Here is a 21009-nt window from a genome sequence, read left to right as displayed (position 1 = left end):
AGAGACACAAAGACACAGAGACACCGGTCTGATGCACCGATTCCTCTGTGCCTCTGTGTCTCTGTGGCTGTGTTGCCTCGGCGCCGCGCGAGCCGCGCCCTCGCAGACCGCTGACCTCAGCCGCGGCTGGCAGATCGCGGTCACCGATTTCGAAGGCGAGACCGCGCTGACCGGCGACCGTGTCACCGTGCCCAAGCCGGCCCAGCCGCGCGTGCCCGCCAGCCGTGTCGCCGCATCGCGGGGTGATGACGGCCTGCTGACTCTGCAGTTCAGCAACAGCTGGATCGCGCAGCTGCGCTGGCAAGGCGGCCCGCCGCTGGACTTGCAGGCCTACGTGCCGCGCGGCACCGTCGAGTTCGACCTGGACGTGGTCGACCTCGCCCGCGGCGGCATGAAGTTCAAGCTCGGCTGCGGCACCGACTGCGAGCGCAAAGTCCCCTTCCTGTTCGCCGGCCGCGCACTGGCGGGCCAGGGCCGACAGCACGTGTCGCTGGCGCTGAAGTGCTTCTGGCGCGAGGGCGACGACTTCCGTGCCGTGCCGGTGCCCTTCACGCTGGAAGGCACCGGCAGCGGCGAGATCCGGATCAGCCCGCCCGCCTTCAAACGCATCGGCACGCCCAACACCGCCTGCCCCGACTACCGCACGCAGTCCGTCACGCCGGAGCCGCTGCAGGAGTCCTGGGCCGTGGAATGGTGGGGGCCGCGGCATGAGGCCAAGCTCGCCGAGATCCGTGCTCACCGTGAGGCCGGCCGGCAGGTCCAGCTCGTCTTCCTGGGTGACTCCATCACCCAGGGCTGGGAGAAGGAAGGCCAGGCCGCCTGGCACGAGCAGTTCGCCCCATACAACGCCGTCGCGCTGGGCTTTGGCGGCGATCGCACCGAGAACCTGCTGTGGCGCCTGCAGCATGGCGAACTCGACGGCATGGCACCCCGGGCCGTCGTGCTGCTGATCGGCACCAACAACACCGGCGAGCGGTTGGAAGACCCAGCGCTCACCGTGGCCGGCATCCGCGCCAACCTCGACGAAATACGCCGCCGCCAGCCGCAGGCCAAGGTGCTGCTGCTGGCCCTGCTGCCGCGCGACGAGAAGCCTGACGGCCTGCTGCGCCGCCACAACGCCAAGATCAATGCGCTGCTGCCCACCCTGGCCGATGGCCGGCAGGTGGTGTTCCTGGACATCGGCAGCACGCTGACCAACCCCGACGGCACGCTGTCCCGTGACATCCTGCCCGACTGGCTCCACCTCAGCCCCAAGGGCTACGACCTCTGGGCCCGCAGCCTGGCTCCTCTCTTGACCTCCTGGCTGACGCCCTGACGGCATCGGCCCCTGACCCCATGACCGCACTGACCTCCCTCACCTACGCCAGCCCCTTCCCCGCCGACTTCGTGTTCGGTGTTGCCGCCGCCGCGCCGCAGATCGAGGGCGCCGCCTTCGAGGACGGCAAGGGCGAATCCATCTGGGACCGCTTCTGCCGCCAGCCCGGCGCCGTGCATGACGGCGACACGCTCGACGTCGCCTGCGACCACTACCACCGCTTCGACGACGACTTCGCCCTGATGGCCTCGCTCGGGGTCAAGCACTACCGCCTGTCGCTGGCCTGGCCGCGCATCTACCCCAACGGCGATGGCGAGCTCAACCCCGCCGGCCTGGACTTCTATCACCGCCTATTCGCGAGCATGAAGAAGCACGGCATCACGCCCTGGGTCACGATGTTCCACTGGGACCTGCCGCAGTCGCTGGAAGACCGCGGCGGCTGGACGGCCCGCGTGACCGTGGACGCCTTCGCCCGCTATGCCGACACGGTGGTGAAGGCCTTCGCGGGCGAGGTCAAGCACTGGATCACGATGAACGAGATCCGCTGCTTCACCCAACTGGCCTACGGCTACGGCACCAAGGCGCCCGGCCGCCAGGAAAGCGCGGCCGTGGTGAACCAGACCTTCCACCATGCGCTGCTGTGCCACGGCCACGGCGTGCGTGCAGTGCGCGAGTTCGGCGGTGCCGGCGCCGTGGTCGGCCTGACCGACAACTGCGACGTCTGCATCCCGGTCACCGAGACACCGGCCGACATCGCTGCCGCCAAGGCCTGGTTCCTGGAGAAGAACGCCCACGTGCTGGGCGCCATGCATGCAGGCCGCTACCCCCAGGACTACCTTGATCGCGTCGGCGCCGATGCGCCCCAGGTGCTGCCCGGCGACTTCGACCTCATCAGCCTGCCCACCGACCACCTCGGCCTGAACATCTACACCGGCACCTATGTGCGCGCCAGCACGGGTGGTGCCGCCTACGAGGCGCTGCCCAACCCGATCAACTACCCGCGGGCTGACAGCCCCTGGCTGCGCCTGGTGCCGCAGTCCATCTACTGGGCCACGCGCTTCGCGGCCGAGTGCTACGGCCACGCCTCGCTCTACATCACCGAAAACGGCTGCGGCTACAACGACGAGCCGGTGGTGAACGGCGAAGTGCTGGACCTGCACCGCCGCGACTTCCTGCGCAACCACCTGCGCGAAGCCCACCGGGCCATTGCCGACGGCGTGCCGCTGCACGGCTACTTCCTGTGGAGCTTCATCGACAACTACGAGTGGGAAGACGGCTACCAGCGCCGCTTCGGCATCGTGCACTGCGACTACGCCACCCAGACTCGCACGCCCAAACTCTCGGCGCGCTACTACGCCCAGGTGATGGCCGAAAGGAAGATCCTGTGAACGCCGCCACCCTGCACCTGGACCGCGTGACGCCCGGCAGCGACCGGCTGCCGATGCGCCAGAAGATCGGCTTCGGCCTGGGCGCCTTCCTCGACATGTGGGGCCACTGGCTCTACCCGTCGCTGGCCTTCCACGTCTTCAACATCTTCCTGGGCGTGGCGCCGGGGCTGATCTCGACGGTGCAGATGGTGAAGATCTTCATCGACGCCGCGAGCGACGCCATCTTCGGCTGGATCTCCGACAACACCCGCACCCGCTACGGGCGCCGTCGCCCCTTCATCCTGGTGGGCGGCGTGCTGGCGGGCATCGGCCTGCCGCTGATGTTCGCGGTGGGCCGGGGCTGGACCGACACGCAGTACTTCATCTTCATGCTGGTCAGCATGGTGATCTACGTGCCGGTGATGAGCTGCTTCAACATGCCCTGGGTGAGCCTGGGGTCGGAGATGACGCCCGACTACCACGAGCGCACCACCGTGATGGCCATCCGCAACGCCATCCAGAAGCTGCCCGAGCTCGCGATGTTCTTCGCGGCGCAGTTCACGACGCTGGCCATCTTCCACGACGAGAGCGGCAAGCCCGACATCCTGCGTGGCGCCCAGGTCTACACCGCCGTCCTCGGCGCCATCATGGTGGCGGTCTCCATCGCCATCTTCCTGCTGACGCGGGAGCGCTACTACGAGAAGCTCGTGTCGCGCACCCAGACGCACATCCCGTTTGCCGACACGCTCTGGCGCACCCTGCGCTGCCAGCCCTTCCGCGCCGTGCTGCTGATGGCGCTGGCCTACGGCATCGGTACGGCCATGGTGGGTGCCCTGGGCTACTACGCCACCGTCTATTACGTCTGCAAGGGCGACGTGACGCTGGCCACGCAATGGAACACCGCCATGGGCCTCGCGGGAATGGCCTTCGGCTTCGCCGGCATTCCGTTCTTCTCGTGGATCGCACGCCGGCAGGGCAAGCGCGCAGCACTCGCCACGGTGCTGATCATGGCCATCGCCGCCTTCATCGGCGACTGGTGGCTGTACGACCCCGAGCGCCCCTATCTGCAGCTCTTCGCCTGCGGCTTCGTGGCCTTCACCGGCGCGGGCTTCTGGACGCTCTACGGCGCCACCATCGGCGACGTCGTGGACTACGACGAGATGCAGACCGGCCAACGCCGCGAGGGCTCGTTCTCGGCCTGCCAGTCCTGGATCACCAAGGTCGGCATCGCGCTGGGCGTCGGCGCCTCAGGCTGGATCCTGCAATTCACCGGCTTCGACTCGAAGCAGGCCGTACAGACACCGGAAGCCATCTTCTGGATCCGCCTCCTGCTGTCCGGCATCCCGGTCATTGGCCTGGTGCTGGCCCTGATCGCCATCCTGCGCTTCCCGCTGACGGAAGGCCGCATGGGCGAGATCCGCCAGCGGCTCGAAGCCACCCGCGGTCAGGTCTGAGACGCCATCGACGCGCCGCCTGTCCGCCTCTTGCCCCCTCCGAGGAGACATCCGTGATTTCTCAACGCCGCCGCCAGTTGCTGGCCGCCGTCGCCACCGCGCCACTGCTCAGCGGCGTGCAGGCTGCTCCCGCCACCCGGTCCAAGGCCCGCCACATCATGCTCGACCTGTCCCGGGCCACCACGCCGCTGGACCGCTTCTTCGACCACTGCGTGGGCTCCGACTTCCCGGGCACGCTGTTCCGCGACGATTCACTCGCGCAGCTCAAGACCGCTGTCGACGAACTCGGCTTTCGCTACCTGCGCTTTCACGCCATCTTCCATGACGTGTTCAAGACCGTCACGCGCGACGCCGCCGGGCAGCTGGTGTTCGACTTCACGAACATCGACAAGCTCTACGACGCGCTGCTGGCGCGGCGCATCAAGCCCTTCGTCGAGCTCGGCTTCACGCCGCTGGCGCTGAAGACCTCCGACAACAAAATCTTCTACTGGGAAGGCAACACCTCTCACCCCGAGCCCGCCGGCTGGGTGGCCCTGATCGAAGCCTTCACCCGCCACCTGTTGCAGCGTTATGGCCCCGCCGAGGTGCGCAGCTGGTACTTCGAGGTATGGAACGAACCCAACCTCGACGGCTTCTGGGAGAAGGCCGACCAGGCCGCCTACTTCGACCTCTACACCCGCACCGCCAAGACCATCAAGGCCATCGACCCCGCGCTGCGCGTGGGTGGCCCGTCCACCGCCGGCGCGGCCTGGGTGCCGGAGTTCCTGGCTCACGCCAAGGCCACGAACACGCCGGTCGATTTCGTCACGACCCACACCTACGGCGTGGACCACGGCTACCTCGACGAATTCGGCGTGGAAGACCGCATGCTGTCGCCCAACCCCGACGCCATCGTCGGCGACGTGCGGCGCGTGCGCCAGCAGATTGAGGCCTCGCACCTGCCAGGCCTGCCGCTGTTCTTCACCGAGTGGAGCACCAGCTACAACCCGCGCGACCTCGTGCACGACAGCTACATGAGCGCGGCCTATGTGCTGACCAAGCTCAAGCAGACGCAGGGCCTCGTCCAGCACATGAGCTACTGGACCTACACCGACCTCTTCGAGGAGCCGGGCCCGCCGGACGCGCCCTTCCACGGCGGCTTTGGCCTGATGACCCACGAGGGCATCCGCAAGCCGGTGTGGTTCGCCTACAAGTACCTCGCCGCACTGCAAGGCCGCGAGGTGCCGACCGCCGATGCCTTCACCTGGGCGGCCACCGATGGCGAGCAGCTGCAGGCCCTCGTCTGGGACTGGCGCAACACAGGCCAGAAGGTCAGCAACCGCAGCTTCTTCGGCAAGCCGCAGCCGGCCCGCGACGTGGGCACCGTGACCGTCGAGCTGCGCCACCTGCCACCCGGCCGCTACCAGATCAGGCAGCAGCGCACCGGCTACCTCGCCAACGATGCGCACACGCCCTACCTGAAGATGGGCTCGCCCAAGAACCTCGATGCCGCCCAACTCGCCGAACTGCAGCGGCTGACCACCGACAAGCCGGAAGTGCGGCGCGAGATCCAGGTCGGCGCCAACGGCGCGGCCAGCCTCACGTTGGCGCTGCGCAGCCACGACGTGGTGCTGCTGAGCTTGAAGCGGGTGGCCCGGTGAAGCGGCGCGACCTGACCCTGGGCCTGGCGGCCGGCCTCGCCGGCTGTGGCGGCGGTGGCGGTGGCGGCGGCACAGCCGTGGCCGCTTCCCCGGCGCCCTCACCCGCGCCCGCACCTGCTCCAGCCCCTGCGCCCGCCCCGGCGCCGTCGCCGAACAGTTCGCCCTACCCCGACTACAACCTCAGCCCCAAGGCCGCAGACGCCACCGGCATGACCGACAACGCCGTGCAGGCCGCCGCCAAGGTGCGCCTGGGCCTGAACATCGGCAACACGCTGGAGGCCACCGGCGGCGAGACCGCCTGGGGCAACCCGCGCATCACCGCCGCCTTCGTGCAATTCGCCAAGGCCTCGGGCTTCAATGCCATCCGCCTGCCGGCCGCCTGGAACCAGTACGCCGACGCCACCACCGCCAAGATCGATGCCGCCTGGCTGGCCCGCATCAAGGAGGTGGTGCAGTACTGCATCGATGCCGACCTCACCGTCCTGCTCAACATCCACTGGGACGGCGGCTGGCTGGAGAACAACGTCACGCCCGACAAGCAGGCCGCCAACAACGCCAAGCAAAAGGCCTTCTGGCAGCAGATCGCCACCGCGCTGCGGGACGTGGACGGCCGGCTGATGTTCGCCAGCGCCAACGAGCCCAACGTCAAGACGGCCGAGCAGATGGCCGTGCTGATGAGCTACCACCAGACCTTCATCGACGCGGTGCGTGCGACCGGCGGCCGCAACGCCTGGCGCAACCTCGTCGTGCAGGGCCCGTCCACCGACATCGAGCTGACCACGCAGCTGATGACGGCCATGCCCACCGACACCGTCAGTGGCCGCCTGATGCTGGAGGTGCACTACTACACCCCCTGGAACTTCACCGGCATGACCCAGGACGAGAGCTGGGGCAACCAGTTCTTCTATTGGGGCGCCGGCAACCATTCGACGACCGACACCGCGCACAACCCCACCTGGGGCGAGGAGAGCAGCGTGGACAGCCTGCTGGGCAGCATGAAGACCCGCTTCGTCGACAAGGGCATTCCGGTCGTCATCGGTGAGTTCGGCGCCATCGACCGCAGCAAGACGCTGACCGGCGACGCCCTGCGGCTGCACCAGTCCAGCCGCGCCGCCTACTACAAGGCCGTGGCCCAGCGCTCGCGCGCCCTCGGCCTGCTGCCCTTCGTGTGGGACACCGGCGGCCTGCTGGACCGCAGCCGCAATCTAGTGCTGGACGCGCCGGTGCTGGCCGCCTTGGTGGAGGGCACGAAATGACGAGCCGCCGCCAATCCCTTCAGGCGATGCTGGCCCTGGCTGGCCTGCCCCTGACCGGCGCCAGCCATGCCGAGCCGGCGATGCGTGACATGACCAGCCTGCAGCTCAGCCAGCGGATGGGCACCGGCTGGAACCTCGGCAACTCCCTCGAAGCCACCGGCGGCGAAACCGCCTGGGGCAACCCGCCTGCGACGCAGGCCCTGCTGGATGCCGTCAAGGCCGCGGGCTTTCGCACGGTGCGCATCCCGGTGGCCTGGAAGCAGTACGCCAACGCCGACGACGAGATCAGCGCGCGCTGGATGTCACGCGTGGCCGAGGTCGTCGGCTACGCGCAGCGGGCCGGGCTTTTCGCGATGATCAACCTGCACTGGGACGGTGGCTGGATGCAGCCCACGCGTGCGCGCCAGGCCGAGGCCAACCGCCGCATCACGCGCTTCTGGACGCAGATCGGCCGGCGCTTCCAGGATCACGACGACACCCTGCTCTTCGCCGGCACCAACGAGGTCATGGTCGAGGGCGACTACAGCCCGCCCAAACCCGAGTACGTCGCGGTCCAGAACGGCTTCAACCAGACCTTCGTCGACGCGGTGCGCGCGACCGGCGGCAACAACGCCACGCGCCATCTCATCGTGCAGGGCTTCAACACCAACATCGACCACACCATCGCCCACGCCGTGATGCCACGCGACACGGTGCGCGACCGGCTGATGATGGAAGTGCACTACTACGACCCCTACGAGTTCACGCTCGACGAGAAGAGCGCCATCTGGCAATGGGGTGCGGCCGCACGCGACGCCAAGGCCACCGCGCCCTGGGGCGATGCAGCCCACGCCGATGCGCAGTTCCGCAAGATGAAGGCCCGCTTCATCGACCGGGGCATCCCCGTCATCCTCGGCGAGTTCGGTGCCATCCGCCGCGAGGACCGCCCCGGCGCCGAGGCCTACCGCATCGCCTGGAACCGCCACATCGCCCGCTCGGCCCGCGCCCACGGCCTCGTGCCCGTCTACTGGGACAACGGCGTGACGGGCCAGCACGGCATGGGCCTGTTCGACCGCCGCACCGGCGCCCAGGTCTACCCCGAACTCATCCAGGCCCTGCTCGGCACCGCGACCTAGCCGACGGCCGGAGAGCCCGCGGGATGCAGATGGAAGGCTGCGACCGCCCCCACGGCGCAGGTGCCCGACACGAGGCGCCGCGCCGCCTGCCATCCTCAGGAGACAAACCATGACTGCACGACTCTGGACCACCGCGCGCCTGCTGGCGCTGGCCGTGGCCTTCGCCCCAGCCGCCCAGGCGCAGACCTGCGCGGCCACCGCCATCAAGCCCTACATCAAGGTCGGCTCGACCTGGACCAACTCCGCCACCGCCACCGTCGTGGCCGGCAACACCTTCAGCTTCGGCCCGCAGCCCACCTCCGGCGGCAGCTGGGCGTGGAGCGGCTGCGGCACCTCAGGCTCGGCGCGCGAACAGGCCCTCACCGCCAAGGCCAGCTGCACCGCCACCGCCACCTACACCAACAGCTGCGGTGCCAAGTCGACCCAGGCCTTCACCCTCACCGTGCCCGGCATGCGCGACCTGACCAGCCTGCAGTTCAGCAAGCTGATGGGCGCGGGCTGGAACCTCGGCAACACCCTGGAGGCCATCGGCGGTGAAACCGCCTGGGGCAACCCGCAGGCCAACCAGGCGCTGTTCAACGGCCTCAAGGCAGCCGGCTTCAAGACCGTGCGCATCCCGGTGGCCTGGAAGCAGTACGCCGACGCCAACGACAACATCAGCGCGAGTTGGATGAGCCGCGTCACGCAAGTGGTGAACGACGCGAGGAACGCCGGCCTGGTCGTGATGATCAACATCCACTGGGACGGCGGCTGGATGGTGCCCAAGTACGCCAACCAGGCCGCGGTCAACGCCCGCATCACCAAGTTCTGGACGCAGATCGCCAACAACTTCAAGACCTACGACGACAACCTGCTGTTCGCCGGCACCAACGAAGTCATGGTGGAAGGTGACTACGGCACGCCCACCGTCGAGTACTACACGGTGCAGAACAGCTTCAACCAGACTTTCGTCAATGCGGTGCGCGCCACCGGTGGCAACAACCTCGCCCGCCACCTGATCGTGCAGGGCTTCAACACCAACATCGATCACACGGTGAACTTCGCCACCGTGCCCGCCGACTCGGCGTCCAAGCGGCTGATGATGGAGGTGCACTTCTACGACCCCTACAACTTCAGCCTCAACGAGAACAGCAGCATCTGGCAGTGGGGCGCGTCGGCCACCAGCGCAGCCAACACCGAGACCTGGGCCAATGAAGCCTATGTGGACGCACAGTTCCAGAAGTTGAAGACCCGCTTCGTCGATGCCGGCATCCCGATCATGCTCGGTGAGTTCGGCGCCATCCGCCGCACCGAGTACAGCGGCGCCGAAACCTACCGCACCAACTGGGCGCGCTACGTTGCCCGCGCCGCCTGGACACGCGGCGCGGTGCCGGTGTGGTGGGATGCGGGTTCGCCCAATGCCAACCACAGCATGGGTCTGGTCGACCGCAACACCGGCGCACAGGTGCACACCGGCTTGATCAGCGCCATCGTCAACGCAGCCAAGTAGCGGTTGCGCCGCCTGCGGCCAGGCGCTGGAATTCCATCACCCAGTTGCTCTCCCAGGTCTGGCCGCCATCCGCCGAGAAGGCCTGTTCCCAGCGCGGCTGCGGGCCGTCGGTCTGCGTCCACAGGAAGCGCACGCGGATGGGCTGGCCGTCCAGCATGTCGTCGCACTGGAACTCGCCCACGCCACCGGCAAAGCGGCCGACGACGGGCGGGTCCAACCGGTGCGGCAGGCGGCCGTCCAGCCACCAGATCGACCACTGCCGCGTGGCCGCGTCAAAGCTGCGCAACGACACCGCGCGGTAGCCGCCACCCGGCAGGTCAAGCCAGTTGTCATCGACATTGCCCGCGCCGCCAAGCAGGGGCCGGACCTGGCTCATGCCCTCAAAGTGGTCCCAGGTGTCGCAACCCACCAGCCGCTGCTGCAGCCGCCGGTGGCGCACCTGCCAGCGGCCGATGAAGAAGTCGAAGTCCTGCGGTGTGCCCGGCAGGAATGCAGTCGCTGGCAAGGAAGACATGGGCGGCATCCGCAGTCAAGGAGATGCCGTGCAGTCTGCGCCCCGGCTCCTGCCAGGGCGCGTCAGGTGAGGCGCTTGCGGCCGCCCAGCTCAGTCGGACGCTTCGGCCGCCGCCTTGCCCACTTCGCTGCGGTACTGCTCGAAGCCCGAGCCGGGCACGGTCTCGTCGTCTCGGTCGCTCACCTCGGCCAGGCGCGCGCAGAGCTGCTCGCCTGCAGTGGCGGTATCGGCGAGGTGGATGCCGCGCGTCATGGTGATGTGGGCTGCCTCGAAGCTGCCGGCGCCGGCCAGCAGGATCATGCGGGTCGGCGCATCGTCCACGCACAGCGGAATCAGCGCGGGGCTGACCTTCTCGGGCGCCAGGCGCTCCAGCGCGTCGGGCGGCAGGATGCCGTGCGTCATGCCGGTGGCCGCGGTCGGCGCCAGGCTGTTGACGCGGATGTCGTACTTGGCGCCTTCCAACGCCAGCGTCTGCATCAGGCCCACGAGCGCCATCTTGGCCGCACCGTAGTTGGCCTGGCCGAAATTGCCGTACAGGCCCGACGAGGAGGTCGTCATGACGATGCGGCCATGCCCCTGCGCCTGCATGGTGGGCCAGACCGCGTGAGTCGCGTTGGCCGCGCCCATCACGTGAACGTCCAGCACCAGGCGGAAGTCCTCCAGCGACATCTTGGCGAAGCTCTTGTCGCGCAGGATGCCCGCGTTGTTGACCAGGATGTCGATGCGCCCCCACGCCGCCAGCGCCTGCGCGGCCATGGCCTGCATGTCTTCCGCACGGGTCACGTCGCCCAGATGCACCTGCGCCTCGCCACCCGCCGCACGGATCTCGTCGGCCACCGCACGAGCGCCCTGGCCGGCGTGGGCACCGGCGAGGTCGTTGATGAGCACCCGCGCGCCATGACGCGCCAGCTCCAGCGCATGCGCCCGTCCCAGGCCACCGCCCGCACCCGTCACGATGGCCACGCGGCCCTGCAGCAACTGCTTCATTCGCGTCCTTCCAGCAGAGGAGAAAGCTGCATTCTCGCGGTGGGCAGATGGGGGCGGGCCGGGACTCGGGTTGGCGGCGGCCGTTGATGGTGATGCCCCAGCGGGGTCGAAGTTGGTCTGCTGAGGATGGCGGCTTTGCAGCGATCGAGGCCATCGAGCGCCGTTGGCGGCACCCGAACGCACGCAAGACTCGCCCAAGCCTGCGAGGCTCTCATCGCCGACCTCAACGGCACGCGCTTGGTCTCTGGGGCTTCTTCGCTCTAGAGGCCCGCCATGCAGAAACGGGCACCGCCGGCTCGCTTCGCCTCGTACATGGCCATGTCTGCCCTGTGCACCACATGCTCGCAGTCATCGACACCGGTCCTGCCGACAGCGATGCCGACGCTCGCAGTGGACCGCAGGTCGACCCCGGCACACGCGACGGGCTCATGCATGGCCTGCGTGAAGCGCTCAGCCAGCTGCGTGGAAGCGCCGTGAGCGTCTCCGCCCTTGATGAGAACAGCGAACTCATCACCGCCGAGTCGCGCGACCAGGTCGCCGTGGCGAACCAGTGACTGGATGCGCTGCGCGATAGCTTTCAAGAATTCGTCACCCACCGCATGCCCATGCTCATCGTTGATTGGCTTGAACTTGTCAAAGTCAACGAACATCACTGCAAACTCTTGTCCGTCAGCACCCAACTGCGTCAGCGCCTCCTCGAAGCATCGGCGATTCGCCAGCCCCGTGAGCGGATCCTGATAGGCGAGCCGTTCGAGTGCGGCCACCTGCTTCAGGGCGTCTTCGTCAGCCGCCAGTGAGGCCACGGCCCTGCGACTCCAGATCTGCGTGGGAACTTCCAGTGTGGGCAACAGCACCGAAGCGATCGCTCCGAATGCGTTCAGCTCATCGGCAAAATCCGGCAGCGGCGCTGCGCTCGAAAGAGCCCAGCGGCTCAGGCCGTACCCCACCACGCCAACCGGCAGCGCGACGGACGACAGATACGCAGCGAGCTTCGTGACGAGCAGGAGATTCGGCGGCACGACCCCGTCAAAGCGGCTATCCGATTGACGAAGAATCCACCGCATTCCCGTGCACGCGAGCGCGCACGCCAGGGCGTAAATCAGCAGGCAAATCGGGAAGGCGTCTCGTGTGGCGAAGCCGGCCAGCGCCATGGTGAACAGGGCGATGCCAGACAACACCAGCTCCCTCTTCCCCAACGTTTGCTCGAACTGGCGATCGCGCTCGAAAGTATCTGCGTCATCACGGCGTGCCATGGATTCGTCCGTCCCTTAAGCGCCCGAAGGGTACGCGGCTCGCCCAGCCATTCGATGGCGGACTCTTGAGGTGCATGTGGACTTCTGCACGGCAACAAGGAATCGCCGCATGCGCAGGGAAAGTGACGCATGCGTACTGTCGCGCGCTCCCTTTCTGCGACCAACGTCAAGGCCCGGCCCGGTCAACGTTCCGTGAGGTCAGGCTGGTCGCCACTCAGCCCCCCAACATCACCTCCTGATGCCCTCGCCCCGCCGGGATCATCGGAAAGCAGTTTTCCTGGCTGCGCACCCGCACATCCAGGAAGTACGGCCCCTCGGACGCCAGGCATTGCGCGAGTTCTGCCGGCAGCGCCGCGCGCTCGTCCACCCGCGCCGCCTGCCAGCCGAAGCCGCGGGCCACGGCGACGAAGTCGGGCATGCACTCGTGGTAGCTGTGGCTGTAGCGTTCGCCGTGGATGAGCTGCTGCCACTGCCGCACCATGCCCATGTGGCTGTTGTTGCACAGCACGAGCTTGACTGGCGTGCGGTGCTGGCGCGCGGTGGCGAGTTCCTGCAGGTTCATCAGCACCGAGGCGTCGCCGCTGACGCACACCACCAGCCGTCCCGGATGGGCGATCTGCGCGCCGATGGCGGCCGGCAGGCCGTAGCCCATGGTGCCGGCGCCACCCGAGGTCAACCAGCGGCGCGGTGCCTCGAAGGCCAGGTGTTGCGCGGCCCACATCTGATGCTGGCCCACGTCGGTCGACACGATGGCATCGCGCCCCTGCAACTGCCGCTGCAACGCCTGCATCAGTGCCTGCGGCGCGATGGCCTCCGGCGTGTCGTCGAACGCCAGGCAGCGCCGGGCGCGCCAACCGTCGATGCGCGACCACCAATCCGCCAGGCGTTCAGGCGCAGGAGGTGCCGCGCGCAGCGCCTGCCGCAGCCGCGTGAGCAGCTCGGCGGCATCGCCCACGAAAGGCAGGTCGGCGCGCCGCACCTTGTGGATGGACGTGGGGTCGATGTCGAAGTGGATGACGCGGGCCTGCGGCGCGAACTGATCGAGCCGACCCGTCACGCGGTCGTCGAAGCGTGCGCCCACGGCCACGATGAGATCGGCCTCATGCATCGCCAGGTTGGCCTCCAGGGTGCCGTGCATGCCCAGCATGCCGAGCCACTGGGGCGCTGACGCAGGGAAGGCGCCCAGGCCCATCAGCGTCAGCGTGCAAGGCGCATCGGCCAGACGCACCACGTCGGAGAAGGCCTCGCAGGCGGCCGGCCCCGCGTTGACGAGCCCGCCGCCCCCATAGAACACCGGCCGCCTGGCCTCGGCCAGCCATTGCGCGGCCTGGGCCATGCGCAGGTCATGAGACGGCGAGCGCGGCGGCTGCGGCGAGCGCCCCCGCGGCGCGAGCAAGGGGCGCTGCGGCACGGCCTGCTGTTGCAGGTCCTTGGGGAAGTCGATCAGCACCGGGCCAGGCCGCCCGCTACGCGCCGCCTCGAAGCCTTGGTGTACCAGGGCACGCACCAGGCCGGCATCCCGGATCTGCGCATTCCACTTGGTCACGGGCCGGCTGATGCCGAGGGCGTCGCATTCCTGGAAGGCATCGGTGCCGATGGCGCTCAGCGCCACCTGCCCGCTGATGCACAGCACGGGCACCGAGTCCGACAGGGCATCCAGCAGCCCGGTGGTGGTGTTGCTCATGCCCGGGCCTGAGGTCACCAGCACCACGCCCACACGGCCGGTGCTGCGGGCGTAGCCTTGCGCCGCATGCACGGCGGCCTGCTCGTGGCGCACGAGGACGTGGCGCAGGCGCGGTTCGCCATGCAGCGCGTCGTACAGGGGCAGCACCGCGCCGCCGGGGTAGCCGAAGAGCGTATCCACGCCCAGCTCCACGAGCGTGTCCAGCAGCACCTGGGCACCGGTGCGTGGCGTGCCGGCCGAGGGAGGCGGCGATGCGGGTGGTGCGGCCAGGGCCAGGCGGTCGACGAATGCATTCATGGCCGACAGTGTGGAAGCCATGGCGCCGAAAAGGTTGCTTCATTTCCTACGCAATCGACTAAATTCAGCAAACTTTGCTGAGACGACAAAATGCCGCAGGAAATCAAACTCGACCGTCACGACCTCGCCCTGCTGCGGGCCTTGCAGCGCAACGCCCGGGCCAGCCTGCAGGAGCTCAGCGCCGAGGTCGGGCTGAGCAGCTCGCCCTGCTGGGCGCGCATCAAGCGCATGGAAGAGGCGGGGGTCATCGAGGGCTACACCATCAAGGTGAACGCCGAACTCGTCGGCGTGCCCGACCAGCTCATCGTGCAGCTCACGCTGGACTCCCACTCCGAAGACGCGCTGGAGGCGTTCGGCCGCCAGCTGGAGGCCATCCCCGAGGTGCTGGAGGCCTACCTCGTGTCGGGCGACTACGACTACGTGCTGCGCCTGGCCGTGAAGGGCACGCGCGACTACGAGCGGCTGCTGCGCGAGCAGCTCTACAAGATCCCCGGCATCCGGCACAGCAAGTCCAGCTTCGTGCTGCGCCGCCTGAAGAGCGGCAACCTCGCGCTCTGACGAACCCATGCCGCACCGCCCCGACGCCACGCCCCTGGGGCATGATGCGCGCATGCAGTACCCCACCGCCCCCGGCCTTGCCGCACGCCTGAAGGCGGAAACCCGCAGTCTCCACAGCCTGGCTGAACGCGCCGGCGTGATGGCCGACCTGATGCACGGCCGACTCAGCCTGGCGGCCTACTGCACCCTGCTGCGCAACCTGCGGGCCATCTATGCGGCGCTTGAAGCCGGCCTGGACGCCACCCACACCGATGCGCGTCTGTGGCGTCCTGAACTGCGCCGCCTGCCCGCCCTGGAGCAAGACCTCGACCAGCTCCACGACGGCGACTGGCGCAGCGACACGCCGCTGGCCCGCGCCACGCACGCCTACGTCGAGCGCCTGACCCACCTCGCCGCCCAGGCCCCCAGCCTGCTGCTGGCCCATGCCTATCTGCGCTACCTCGGCGACCTGCACGGCGGCCAGGTGCTGGCCCGGCTGATCCAGCGGCAGTACGGCCTGCCCGGCCACGGCGGCACCGCCTTCTATGCCTTCGGCGACACGGCCGAAGTGGAGGCCCTCAAGCACGACTTCCGCGCCGGCCTCGACGCCCTCCCCCTCGCACCCCATCAGGCAGATGCCTTTGTCGCCGAAGCCTGCGAGGCCTTCCGGTGGCATCAGCGGATGTTCGAGGAGTTGCAGGGCTGAGGCTGCTCGCAGCGCTGCGTCCACTGCGGCTCACTCGGTTGCGGTCAGCCAGTCTGTGGTGCTAGCGTCACCACGGCTCCCTGCGGGCCGTCGAAGTCAGCTTGAGGGAGCTATGTGAGCGCAAGACGGGGTCTACTTTCAATCGTCACAGGTGCGCTGGGCCTGGTCTGCGTGCTTGTCGCAAGGCAGGTCGAACCATTGCGCGGCGCCGGCAGCTCGTGGCTCCTGAACACGGCGGACCGGCTTGGCCTCATCCGCAACCCGCCGGCGGGCGGAATGGATGAAGCCACGACGCCTGGGCTGCTGTCCTTCACCGACGAAACGGCCTTGAACAAGCTGCTTTGGCTCGGTGTGCTGCTGGGCCTCACCTCCCTGGCTCTGTCGCTCTCGGCCACGGCCCGCCGTGAAGACAGCCTGTATCTGGGAGCCGGTCTGATCTGCGGTGGGCTAGCGCTGGTGGTGGCCCACTACTTCGCCGGCATGGGTGCGCTGGTGCTGGGTTCCGTGGTCCTTCTCGCCATCAGGCTAAAGCAGGGCTGAAGCCCACTGCCCACGATGGCGGCGCACGTTGCGGCGACACCGCCGGGTTGCTCGCTCAGGCAGGTTGCGAACGACGCCGGGCCAGACGCGAGTTGCCGAGTGCAAGGGGAGAATCGCGCTTTGCACCGCCTACTCCGCATGACCCACCCTGCCTACACCACCCTGCCCTCGTGGCCACGCGCCTACCCGGCCAGCGGCGCCGCCGCCACGTTGAAGTCCTTCAACGAAGACTTCGTCGTGACCGAGCTGCCTTTGCAGCTGCCCAGTGGCGCAGGGGAACACGTATGGCTGGACGTCGAGAAGAACGGCGCTAACACCGCCTTCGTCGCGGAGCGGCTGGCCGAGGCTGCCGGTGTGCAGACCTGGGACGTCGGCTATGCCGGACTTAAAGACCGCCACGCCATCACACGGCAATGGTTCAGCCTCTACCTGCCCAAGGGCGAGACGCCGGACCTCACCCAGCTCCAGCACCCGGAGTTCAAGGTGCTGAGCCAGAGCCGCCATGTGAAGAAGCTGCGGCCCGGCGACCTGCGGGGCAACCACTTCCGCATCCTGCTGCGCGAGGTGACGGGCGGCCGCGAGGCCATTGAGGCCAACCTGCGCGCCGTGGTGGCGCAGGGTGTGCCGAACTACTTCGGCGCGCAGCGCTTCGGCCATGACGGCGGCAACGTCGAGCAGGGCCGCGCGATGCTGGCGCGCGAGATCCGCGTGCGCAACCCGAAGAAGAAGGGCATTTACCTGTCGGCCGTGCGCTCCTTCGTCTTCAATGAGGTGCTGGGGCTGCGCATCCAGCAGGGCCTGTGGGGCCAGACCTTGCCTGGCGACGTGATGGACGCCGCAGGCCGACCCACCGGCCCGCTGTGGGGACGCGGCCGCGTCACCACCACCGACGAAGCACAGACCCTGGAGAACGGTGTCGCCGCACGCCATGCAACGCTATGCGATGGCATGGAACACGCCGGCCTCGACCAGGAGCGCCGCGCCCTCGTGGCCCACCCGGCCGACTTGGCCTGGGACTGGCCGCAGGCCGATCAACTCGTGCTCAGCTTCTCGCTGCCGGCAGGCACCTATGCCACGTCGGTGTTGAGCGAGATCGTCGCCACGACGGAGCCGGATCGTCAGGAAGAGCCGGAAGCCCCGGCCGAGTGAGGCCGCGGCTCACAGCCGTGCGCCAGGGCGGGCCGACCGCTCACTTCGAGAAGCTGCGAATCTGCGCGTACAAGCCCGCCGCCCGCCGCGTGGAGTTTTCGAGCTCCTGCAGCAGCGGTGCGGCCGGCGGGCCGCCGCGGGCGTCGGCGATGTCCATGGCAGCGAGGCTGGCGTTGGTGAGGATGGCCGAGATGACTTCGTCGGCCTCGCTGGCGCTGCTCTGGGCGGCCACGCGCAGCGAGGTTTCGAGGTTGAGGCGGGCGGTGTCGGCGCGGCGGGCCTCGCGCAGGTCCATCAGGGTGATGACGAACCCGAGCATCTGGCCATCGTTGCCGCTGATGGGCTCCGCGTGCACGGCCACCGGCACGGCGGTGCCATCGGCCGCGCGCAGGTCCAGCTCACGGCGCCAGCCGTGATGGGCGGCGCGCATCTGGGTGAGGGCCTCCTGCACCACGGGCGCCAGCGCGAAGAGCTCGGCCACCGGACGCCCCTTGTCGACGGGCGCGCCGTGCAAGGCCTGCAGGGCGTCGTTGGCGAACACGATCTCGCCTTGCGCATGGGCCACCAGCACCGCCTCGCGTGCCCCGGCCACGGCGCTGCGGATCTTCAGCAGCTGATGCTCGGCGATCAGCAGCCGCACGGCCTGCACCTGCACGATGATGTCCACCAGCGCCACGCCGATACCGCGGGCCAGGGCCACTTCGGTGGTCGACCAGGGCACCGCCGTACCACGCACGATCTCTGACCAGGCGGCAAAGGAGCGCCGCGGCGAGAGTTCGAGCGGGTTGCTGGCGACCATGGGCTTGGCCGGGTCGCCGGCCCAGGTGACGCTTTGCAGCTGCTCCTTGCGCAGCCACATCAACCAGTCAGGGCTGCGGTCGGACAGGCGCACCGCCAGCACGCCGCTGGCCGTCGGGGTGAGGCTGTCCAGCGCCGGGTTGGCCTGGCCCACCGAAGCGCACGCGAACGGCGCATCGCCCGCGCCGGCCTCGGCCTGCACCCAGGCCAGCAGCGCGCGCAGCTCGGGCGTGGAGGGCGTCTCGCCGGTGGTGAGCACCTCGCCTTCGCAGAACAGCACCGCGCCGGTGGCGTCCAGCGGCTGCAGCAAGGTGCGCGGGTTGCGGAAGAGTGCATAACGCCATTCGCCCTCGGTGGACGTGGCCTCCACCAGCCGCTGCTCCAGCCGCCGCACCATCAGGGCCACCTGGGCATGGGCGTAGTTCTCGATGGCGGAGATGCGGGTGGACGCGACCTCCGCCAGCAGGTCGGTGGCGGCACGCATGGTGCTGCGCAGGTAACGCGGCGAATAGTGATGGGCCGCAATCAGGCCCCAGAGCTGCCCCTCACGCACGAGGGAGGCGGTCAGCGTCGCCGTGACGCCCATGTTGCGCAGGTACTGCAGGTGGATGGGCGACATGCTGCGCAGCTGGCACAGGGACATGTCCAGCGGCGCCTCGGTGCCGGGCAGCAGCGCCGGCATCAGGGGCGCCTGCGGGGCGTCCACATCCACCAGCATGCGCACGCGGTTGAGCAGGTAGAGCGCACGGGCACGCTGCGGGATGTCGCTGGCCGGGTAGTGGTGACCCAGCAGCGACTCCAGCCGCGGATGCCGCGACTCGGCGATGACCTTGCCGTGGCCGTCGGGGTCGAACTTGTAGACGACCACGCGGTCGTAACCGGTCAGGTTGCGAACCACCTCCACCACCGCGTCCGCCAGCACGCCGACCGACGGCGCCGCGCCAAAGCGCTGCAGCGCGCTCGACAACGTGGCGGCCATCACCTCCGGGGCCAGGTCCTGCAGTTCCACGTCGACGGGCGATCCGGGCGCGGGTTCGAGCTCCAGCACCAGCGCGCCACTGGCCAGCTGGTGGAGCGCGGCGTCGAAACCGCGCCGCTCGGCGCCCAGCTGGCATTGCAGGGCCACCGGTTCGCGCAGGTCGGCGGTGCGACGCAGCGCGGCGATGCGTTCGGTGAGGTCACCGCCCAGCACGGCCAACGGCTGCTGCAACAGGCCTTCAGGCGCCACACCGAGCAGGCGCTGCACATTGCCGCTGACCTGCAACACCCGCAGGTCGCCGCCGTCCAGCACCAGCAGCGCGCCATGCGGCTGCACGGCGCCAGCCAGGTGGATCAACTCGCGCTCGCAGTTGGTCAGGTCGGCCTGACCGAATGCGGGGTCGGGCTGCAGGTGGGCCTCGTCTGCCACGATGTGTGCGGGGCGCTCAGTTGAGGGAAGGCGCTGAGCCGGACGGGCTGCCCGGATAGCCCAGCCCCGTGAGCCCGTGCCGTTGCATGCGCAGGGCCAGGGCCTCGGGCGTCATGCCCAAGGCCTCGGCGGCGACGTCGATCTGCCCGGCGACCCGCAGCAGCGCGCTGGCGATCAGCTGGCGCTCAGCACGATGCGCCACCTCCACCAGCAAGTCGGCCAGCGGCACACGCCCGACCTGGTCGAGCAGCCCGGCCAGCACGTCGTCGCCCGCCAGGTGTTCGGGCAGCCGGTGGTCCGGGCGCAGCACGAAACCCAGGCAGGCCTGCTCACCTTCGGTCATCAAGGCGGCAGACGCCCGCACGCGCTGGCGGCTGCCGTCCAGCGCGCCCACGTCCATCGCCAGGTTGGACACCATGCCCGCGCTGCGCACCTGGGCCACGAGTTGCGCCCAGGCGCCGGTGGGGTCGAACAGCAGCTCGGGCAAGGCACGGCTGCGCAGTTGGGCCTCCTCCGTCTGGCGGGCCAGGCGCAGGAAGGCCGGATTGGCCATCAGGATGCCGCCAGCCGAATCGGTGATGACGACCGCATCGGGCGTCGTCTCGACGAACTCGGCCATGCGCGACAGGGCCAGGCCGTCGGCCGCGCCGGTGCGGCTGGTGTCGCGCCGCGCGCGCAGCATCAGCTGGCGGCGGCCATCGACCGTGAACGGCGTGGCAGCGATGTCGAGCGCCGCGGGCAACCCGGGGCCTCGCACCCGCATCTCGCCGCCACGGCCCGTGCTGCGCGCGGTGACCAACAGCTCCAGCACCGCGGCCCGAACGCTCGCGGGCAGGTTGTCGGTCAGGGGCTTGTGCAGCAGCTCGGCGCCTTCGCGGCCGAAGAGTTCCGCAGTGGCCGCGTTGGCCTCCACGACGACCAGACTGCTGGCGTCCAGCACGAGCACTGCATCGTTGGCCACCTGGAACAGCAGCTGGTAGCGGTTCTCGGCCTGGCGGCGGCTCCAGTAGTGGCGCTCCATGTCCTGCTGCGCTTCCACGAAGCGCTGCTGGATGGCCGCCACAGCCCGCAGGTCGCGGCCCACGGCCAGCACCGGGCCGTCAGCCCCGAGCCGGATGGCTGACCAGGTGACGGGCAGTTCATCGCCGCCCTGCGCCGGGTGGCTGACCTCGCGCCGGCGCGACACGACACCGCTGCGGGTGACTTCGTCGAGCAGGGACTGGATCTTGGGCCGGGTGCCGGCGCTGACGGTATCGACCCAGCGGCGCCCCACCCACTGGCTGCAGCCCTGGGCCTGCACGGCCGCGCCCTCCGCGACGGCGGAGATCACGCCGTGGCGGTCAATGACCAGCGCAATGTCGCTGGCCACGCGGGCGATGGTCGTCGCCAGCTCATTGGCCAGCGGCGAGAGCGCACTGAGGTCAGGGTCGGAAGGTGTAGGCACCGGCGGGGTCTCGATCAGTGAAGTGGCAAGCCGGCGCCGCCGCGTCGCAAGACGTG

Annotated in this window: 17 protein-coding genes; 11 read left to right on the top strand and 6 right to left on the bottom strand. The window is 69.0% G+C overall.

The annotated features are described in order from the left end of the window. Positions 1–31 precede the first annotated feature (31 nt). The 7 genes from CDO81_RS18225 to CDO81_RS18195 all read left to right on the top strand — a co-directional run bounded on the left by CDO81_RS18225 (position 32) and on the right by CDO81_RS18195 (position 9636). Entirely contained in the window at positions 32–1315 is a 1284-nt protein-coding gene (locus CDO81_RS18225; protein WP_158218343.1) for a GDSL-type esterase/lipase family protein, read from the top strand. 20 nt (positions 1316–1335) lie between these two features. Next, on the top strand, positions 1336–2703 hold the full coding sequence (locus CDO81_RS18220) for a GH1 family beta-glucosidase (protein WP_088484649.1): 1368 nt from the start codon (positions 1336–1338) through the stop codon (positions 2701–2703). Continuing rightward, the gene (locus tag CDO81_RS18215) at positions 2700–4136 is read left to right on the top strand and encodes an MFS transporter (protein WP_088484648.1); all 1437 of its coding nucleotides are present in this window, start codon (positions 2700–2702) and stop codon (positions 4134–4136) included. The genes CDO81_RS18220 and CDO81_RS18215 overlap by 4 nt, the downstream gene beginning before the upstream one ends. 53 nt (positions 4137–4189) lie before the next feature. Then, entirely contained in the window at positions 4190–5776 is a 1587-nt protein-coding gene (locus CDO81_RS18210; RefSeq protein ID WP_241517054.1) for a GH39 family glycosyl hydrolase, read from the top strand. Beyond that, positions 5773–7032 (top strand): glycoside hydrolase family 5 protein, encoded by a 1260-nt coding sequence (locus CDO81_RS18205; protein ID WP_206602128.1) that lies wholly within the window; start codon positions 5773–5775, stop codon positions 7030–7032. The genes CDO81_RS18210 and CDO81_RS18205 overlap by 4 nt, the downstream gene beginning before the upstream one ends. Beyond that, entirely contained in the window at positions 7029–8147 is a 1119-nt protein-coding gene (locus CDO81_RS18200; RefSeq protein ID WP_088484646.1) for a glycoside hydrolase family 5 protein, read from the top strand. Before CDO81_RS18205 ends, CDO81_RS18200 begins: the two co-directional genes overlap by 4 nt. A gap of 109 nt (positions 8148–8256) precedes the next feature. Next, the gene (locus CDO81_RS18195) at positions 8257–9636 is read left to right on the top strand and encodes a glycoside hydrolase family 5 protein (RefSeq protein ID WP_088484645.1); all 1380 of its coding nucleotides are present in this window, start codon (positions 8257–8259) and stop codon (positions 9634–9636) included. Here the strand turns inward: CDO81_RS18195 and CDO81_RS18190 are convergent. The 4 genes from CDO81_RS18190 to ilvB form a co-directional block, all read right to left on the bottom strand. Next, positions 9620–10150: a DUF1579 domain-containing protein gene (locus CDO81_RS18190; protein ID WP_088484784.1), complete on the bottom strand. Its 531-nt coding sequence runs from the start codon at positions 10148–10150 to the stop codon at positions 9620–9622. The genes CDO81_RS18195 and CDO81_RS18190 overlap by 17 nt on opposite strands. Positions 10151–10240: 90 nt before the next feature. Beyond that, on the bottom strand, positions 10241–11137 hold the full coding sequence (locus CDO81_RS18185; RefSeq protein ID WP_088484644.1) for an SDR family NAD(P)-dependent oxidoreductase: 897 nt from the start codon (positions 11135–11137) through the stop codon (positions 10241–10243). Between the two features lie 260 nt (positions 11138–11397). Continuing rightward, positions 11398–12390 carry a GGDEF domain-containing protein gene (locus CDO81_RS18180; RefSeq protein WP_088484643.1) on the bottom strand — a complete coding sequence of 331 codons (993 nt, stop codon included), beginning with the start codon at positions 12388–12390 and terminating at the stop codon, positions 11398–11400. Between the two features lie 214 nt (positions 12391–12604). Further along, the gene (ilvB, locus tag CDO81_RS18175) at positions 12605–14371 is read right to left on the bottom strand and encodes a biosynthetic-type acetolactate synthase large subunit (protein ID WP_088484783.1); all 1767 of its coding nucleotides are present in this window, start codon (positions 14369–14371) and stop codon (positions 12605–12607) included. Between the two features lie 90 nt (positions 14372–14461). Here ilvB and CDO81_RS18170 point away from each other — a divergent pair, with 90 nt between their 5' ends. The 4 genes from CDO81_RS18170 to truD all read left to right on the top strand — a co-directional run bounded on the left by CDO81_RS18170 (position 14462) and on the right by truD (position 17303). Beyond that, the gene (locus CDO81_RS18170; RefSeq protein WP_193466515.1) at positions 14462–14929 is read left to right on the top strand and encodes an Lrp/AsnC family transcriptional regulator; all 468 of its coding nucleotides are present in this window, start codon (positions 14462–14464) and stop codon (positions 14927–14929) included. Between the two features lie 7 nt (positions 14930–14936). Then, on the top strand, positions 14937–15614 hold the full coding sequence (locus CDO81_RS18165) for a biliverdin-producing heme oxygenase (RefSeq protein ID WP_088484642.1): 678 nt from the start codon (positions 14937–14939) through the stop codon (positions 15612–15614). A 276-nt stretch (positions 15615–15890) separates the two neighbouring features. Continuing rightward, positions 15891–16154: a hypothetical protein gene (locus tag CDO81_RS18160; RefSeq protein ID WP_144397299.1), complete on the top strand. Its 264-nt coding sequence runs from the start codon at positions 15891–15893 to the stop codon at positions 16152–16154. Between the two features lie 138 nt (positions 16155–16292). Continuing rightward, positions 16293–17303, top strand: coding sequence for a tRNA pseudouridine(13) synthase TruD (gene truD / locus CDO81_RS18155; protein WP_088484640.1), 1011 nt, complete (start codon positions 16293–16295; stop codon positions 17301–17303). Positions 17304–17343: 40 nt separating this feature from the next. Here truD and CDO81_RS18150 read toward each other — a convergent pair whose 3' ends face one another. Together CDO81_RS18150 and CDO81_RS18145 are read right to left on the bottom strand one after the other, a co-directional pair. Beyond that, the gene (locus CDO81_RS18150) at positions 17344–19509 is read right to left on the bottom strand and encodes a GAF domain-containing protein (protein WP_206602127.1); all 2166 of its coding nucleotides are present in this window, start codon (positions 19507–19509) and stop codon (positions 17344–17346) included. Positions 19510–19525: 16 nt separating this feature from the next. Then, on the bottom strand, positions 19526–20953 hold the full coding sequence (locus CDO81_RS18145; protein ID WP_158218342.1) for a PAS domain-containing protein: 1428 nt from the start codon (positions 20951–20953) through the stop codon (positions 19526–19528). Positions 20954–21009: the final 56 nt, after the last annotated feature.

Origin of the sequence: Roseateles puraquae (genome assembly GCF_002205845.1) — a bacterium.
GTDB lineage: Bacteria > Pseudomonadota > Gammaproteobacteria > Burkholderiales > Burkholderiaceae_C > Pelomonas > Pelomonas puraquae.
Note: the sequence above shows the minus strand (reverse complement) of the source record. Positions and strands in the feature narration are given on the sequence as shown.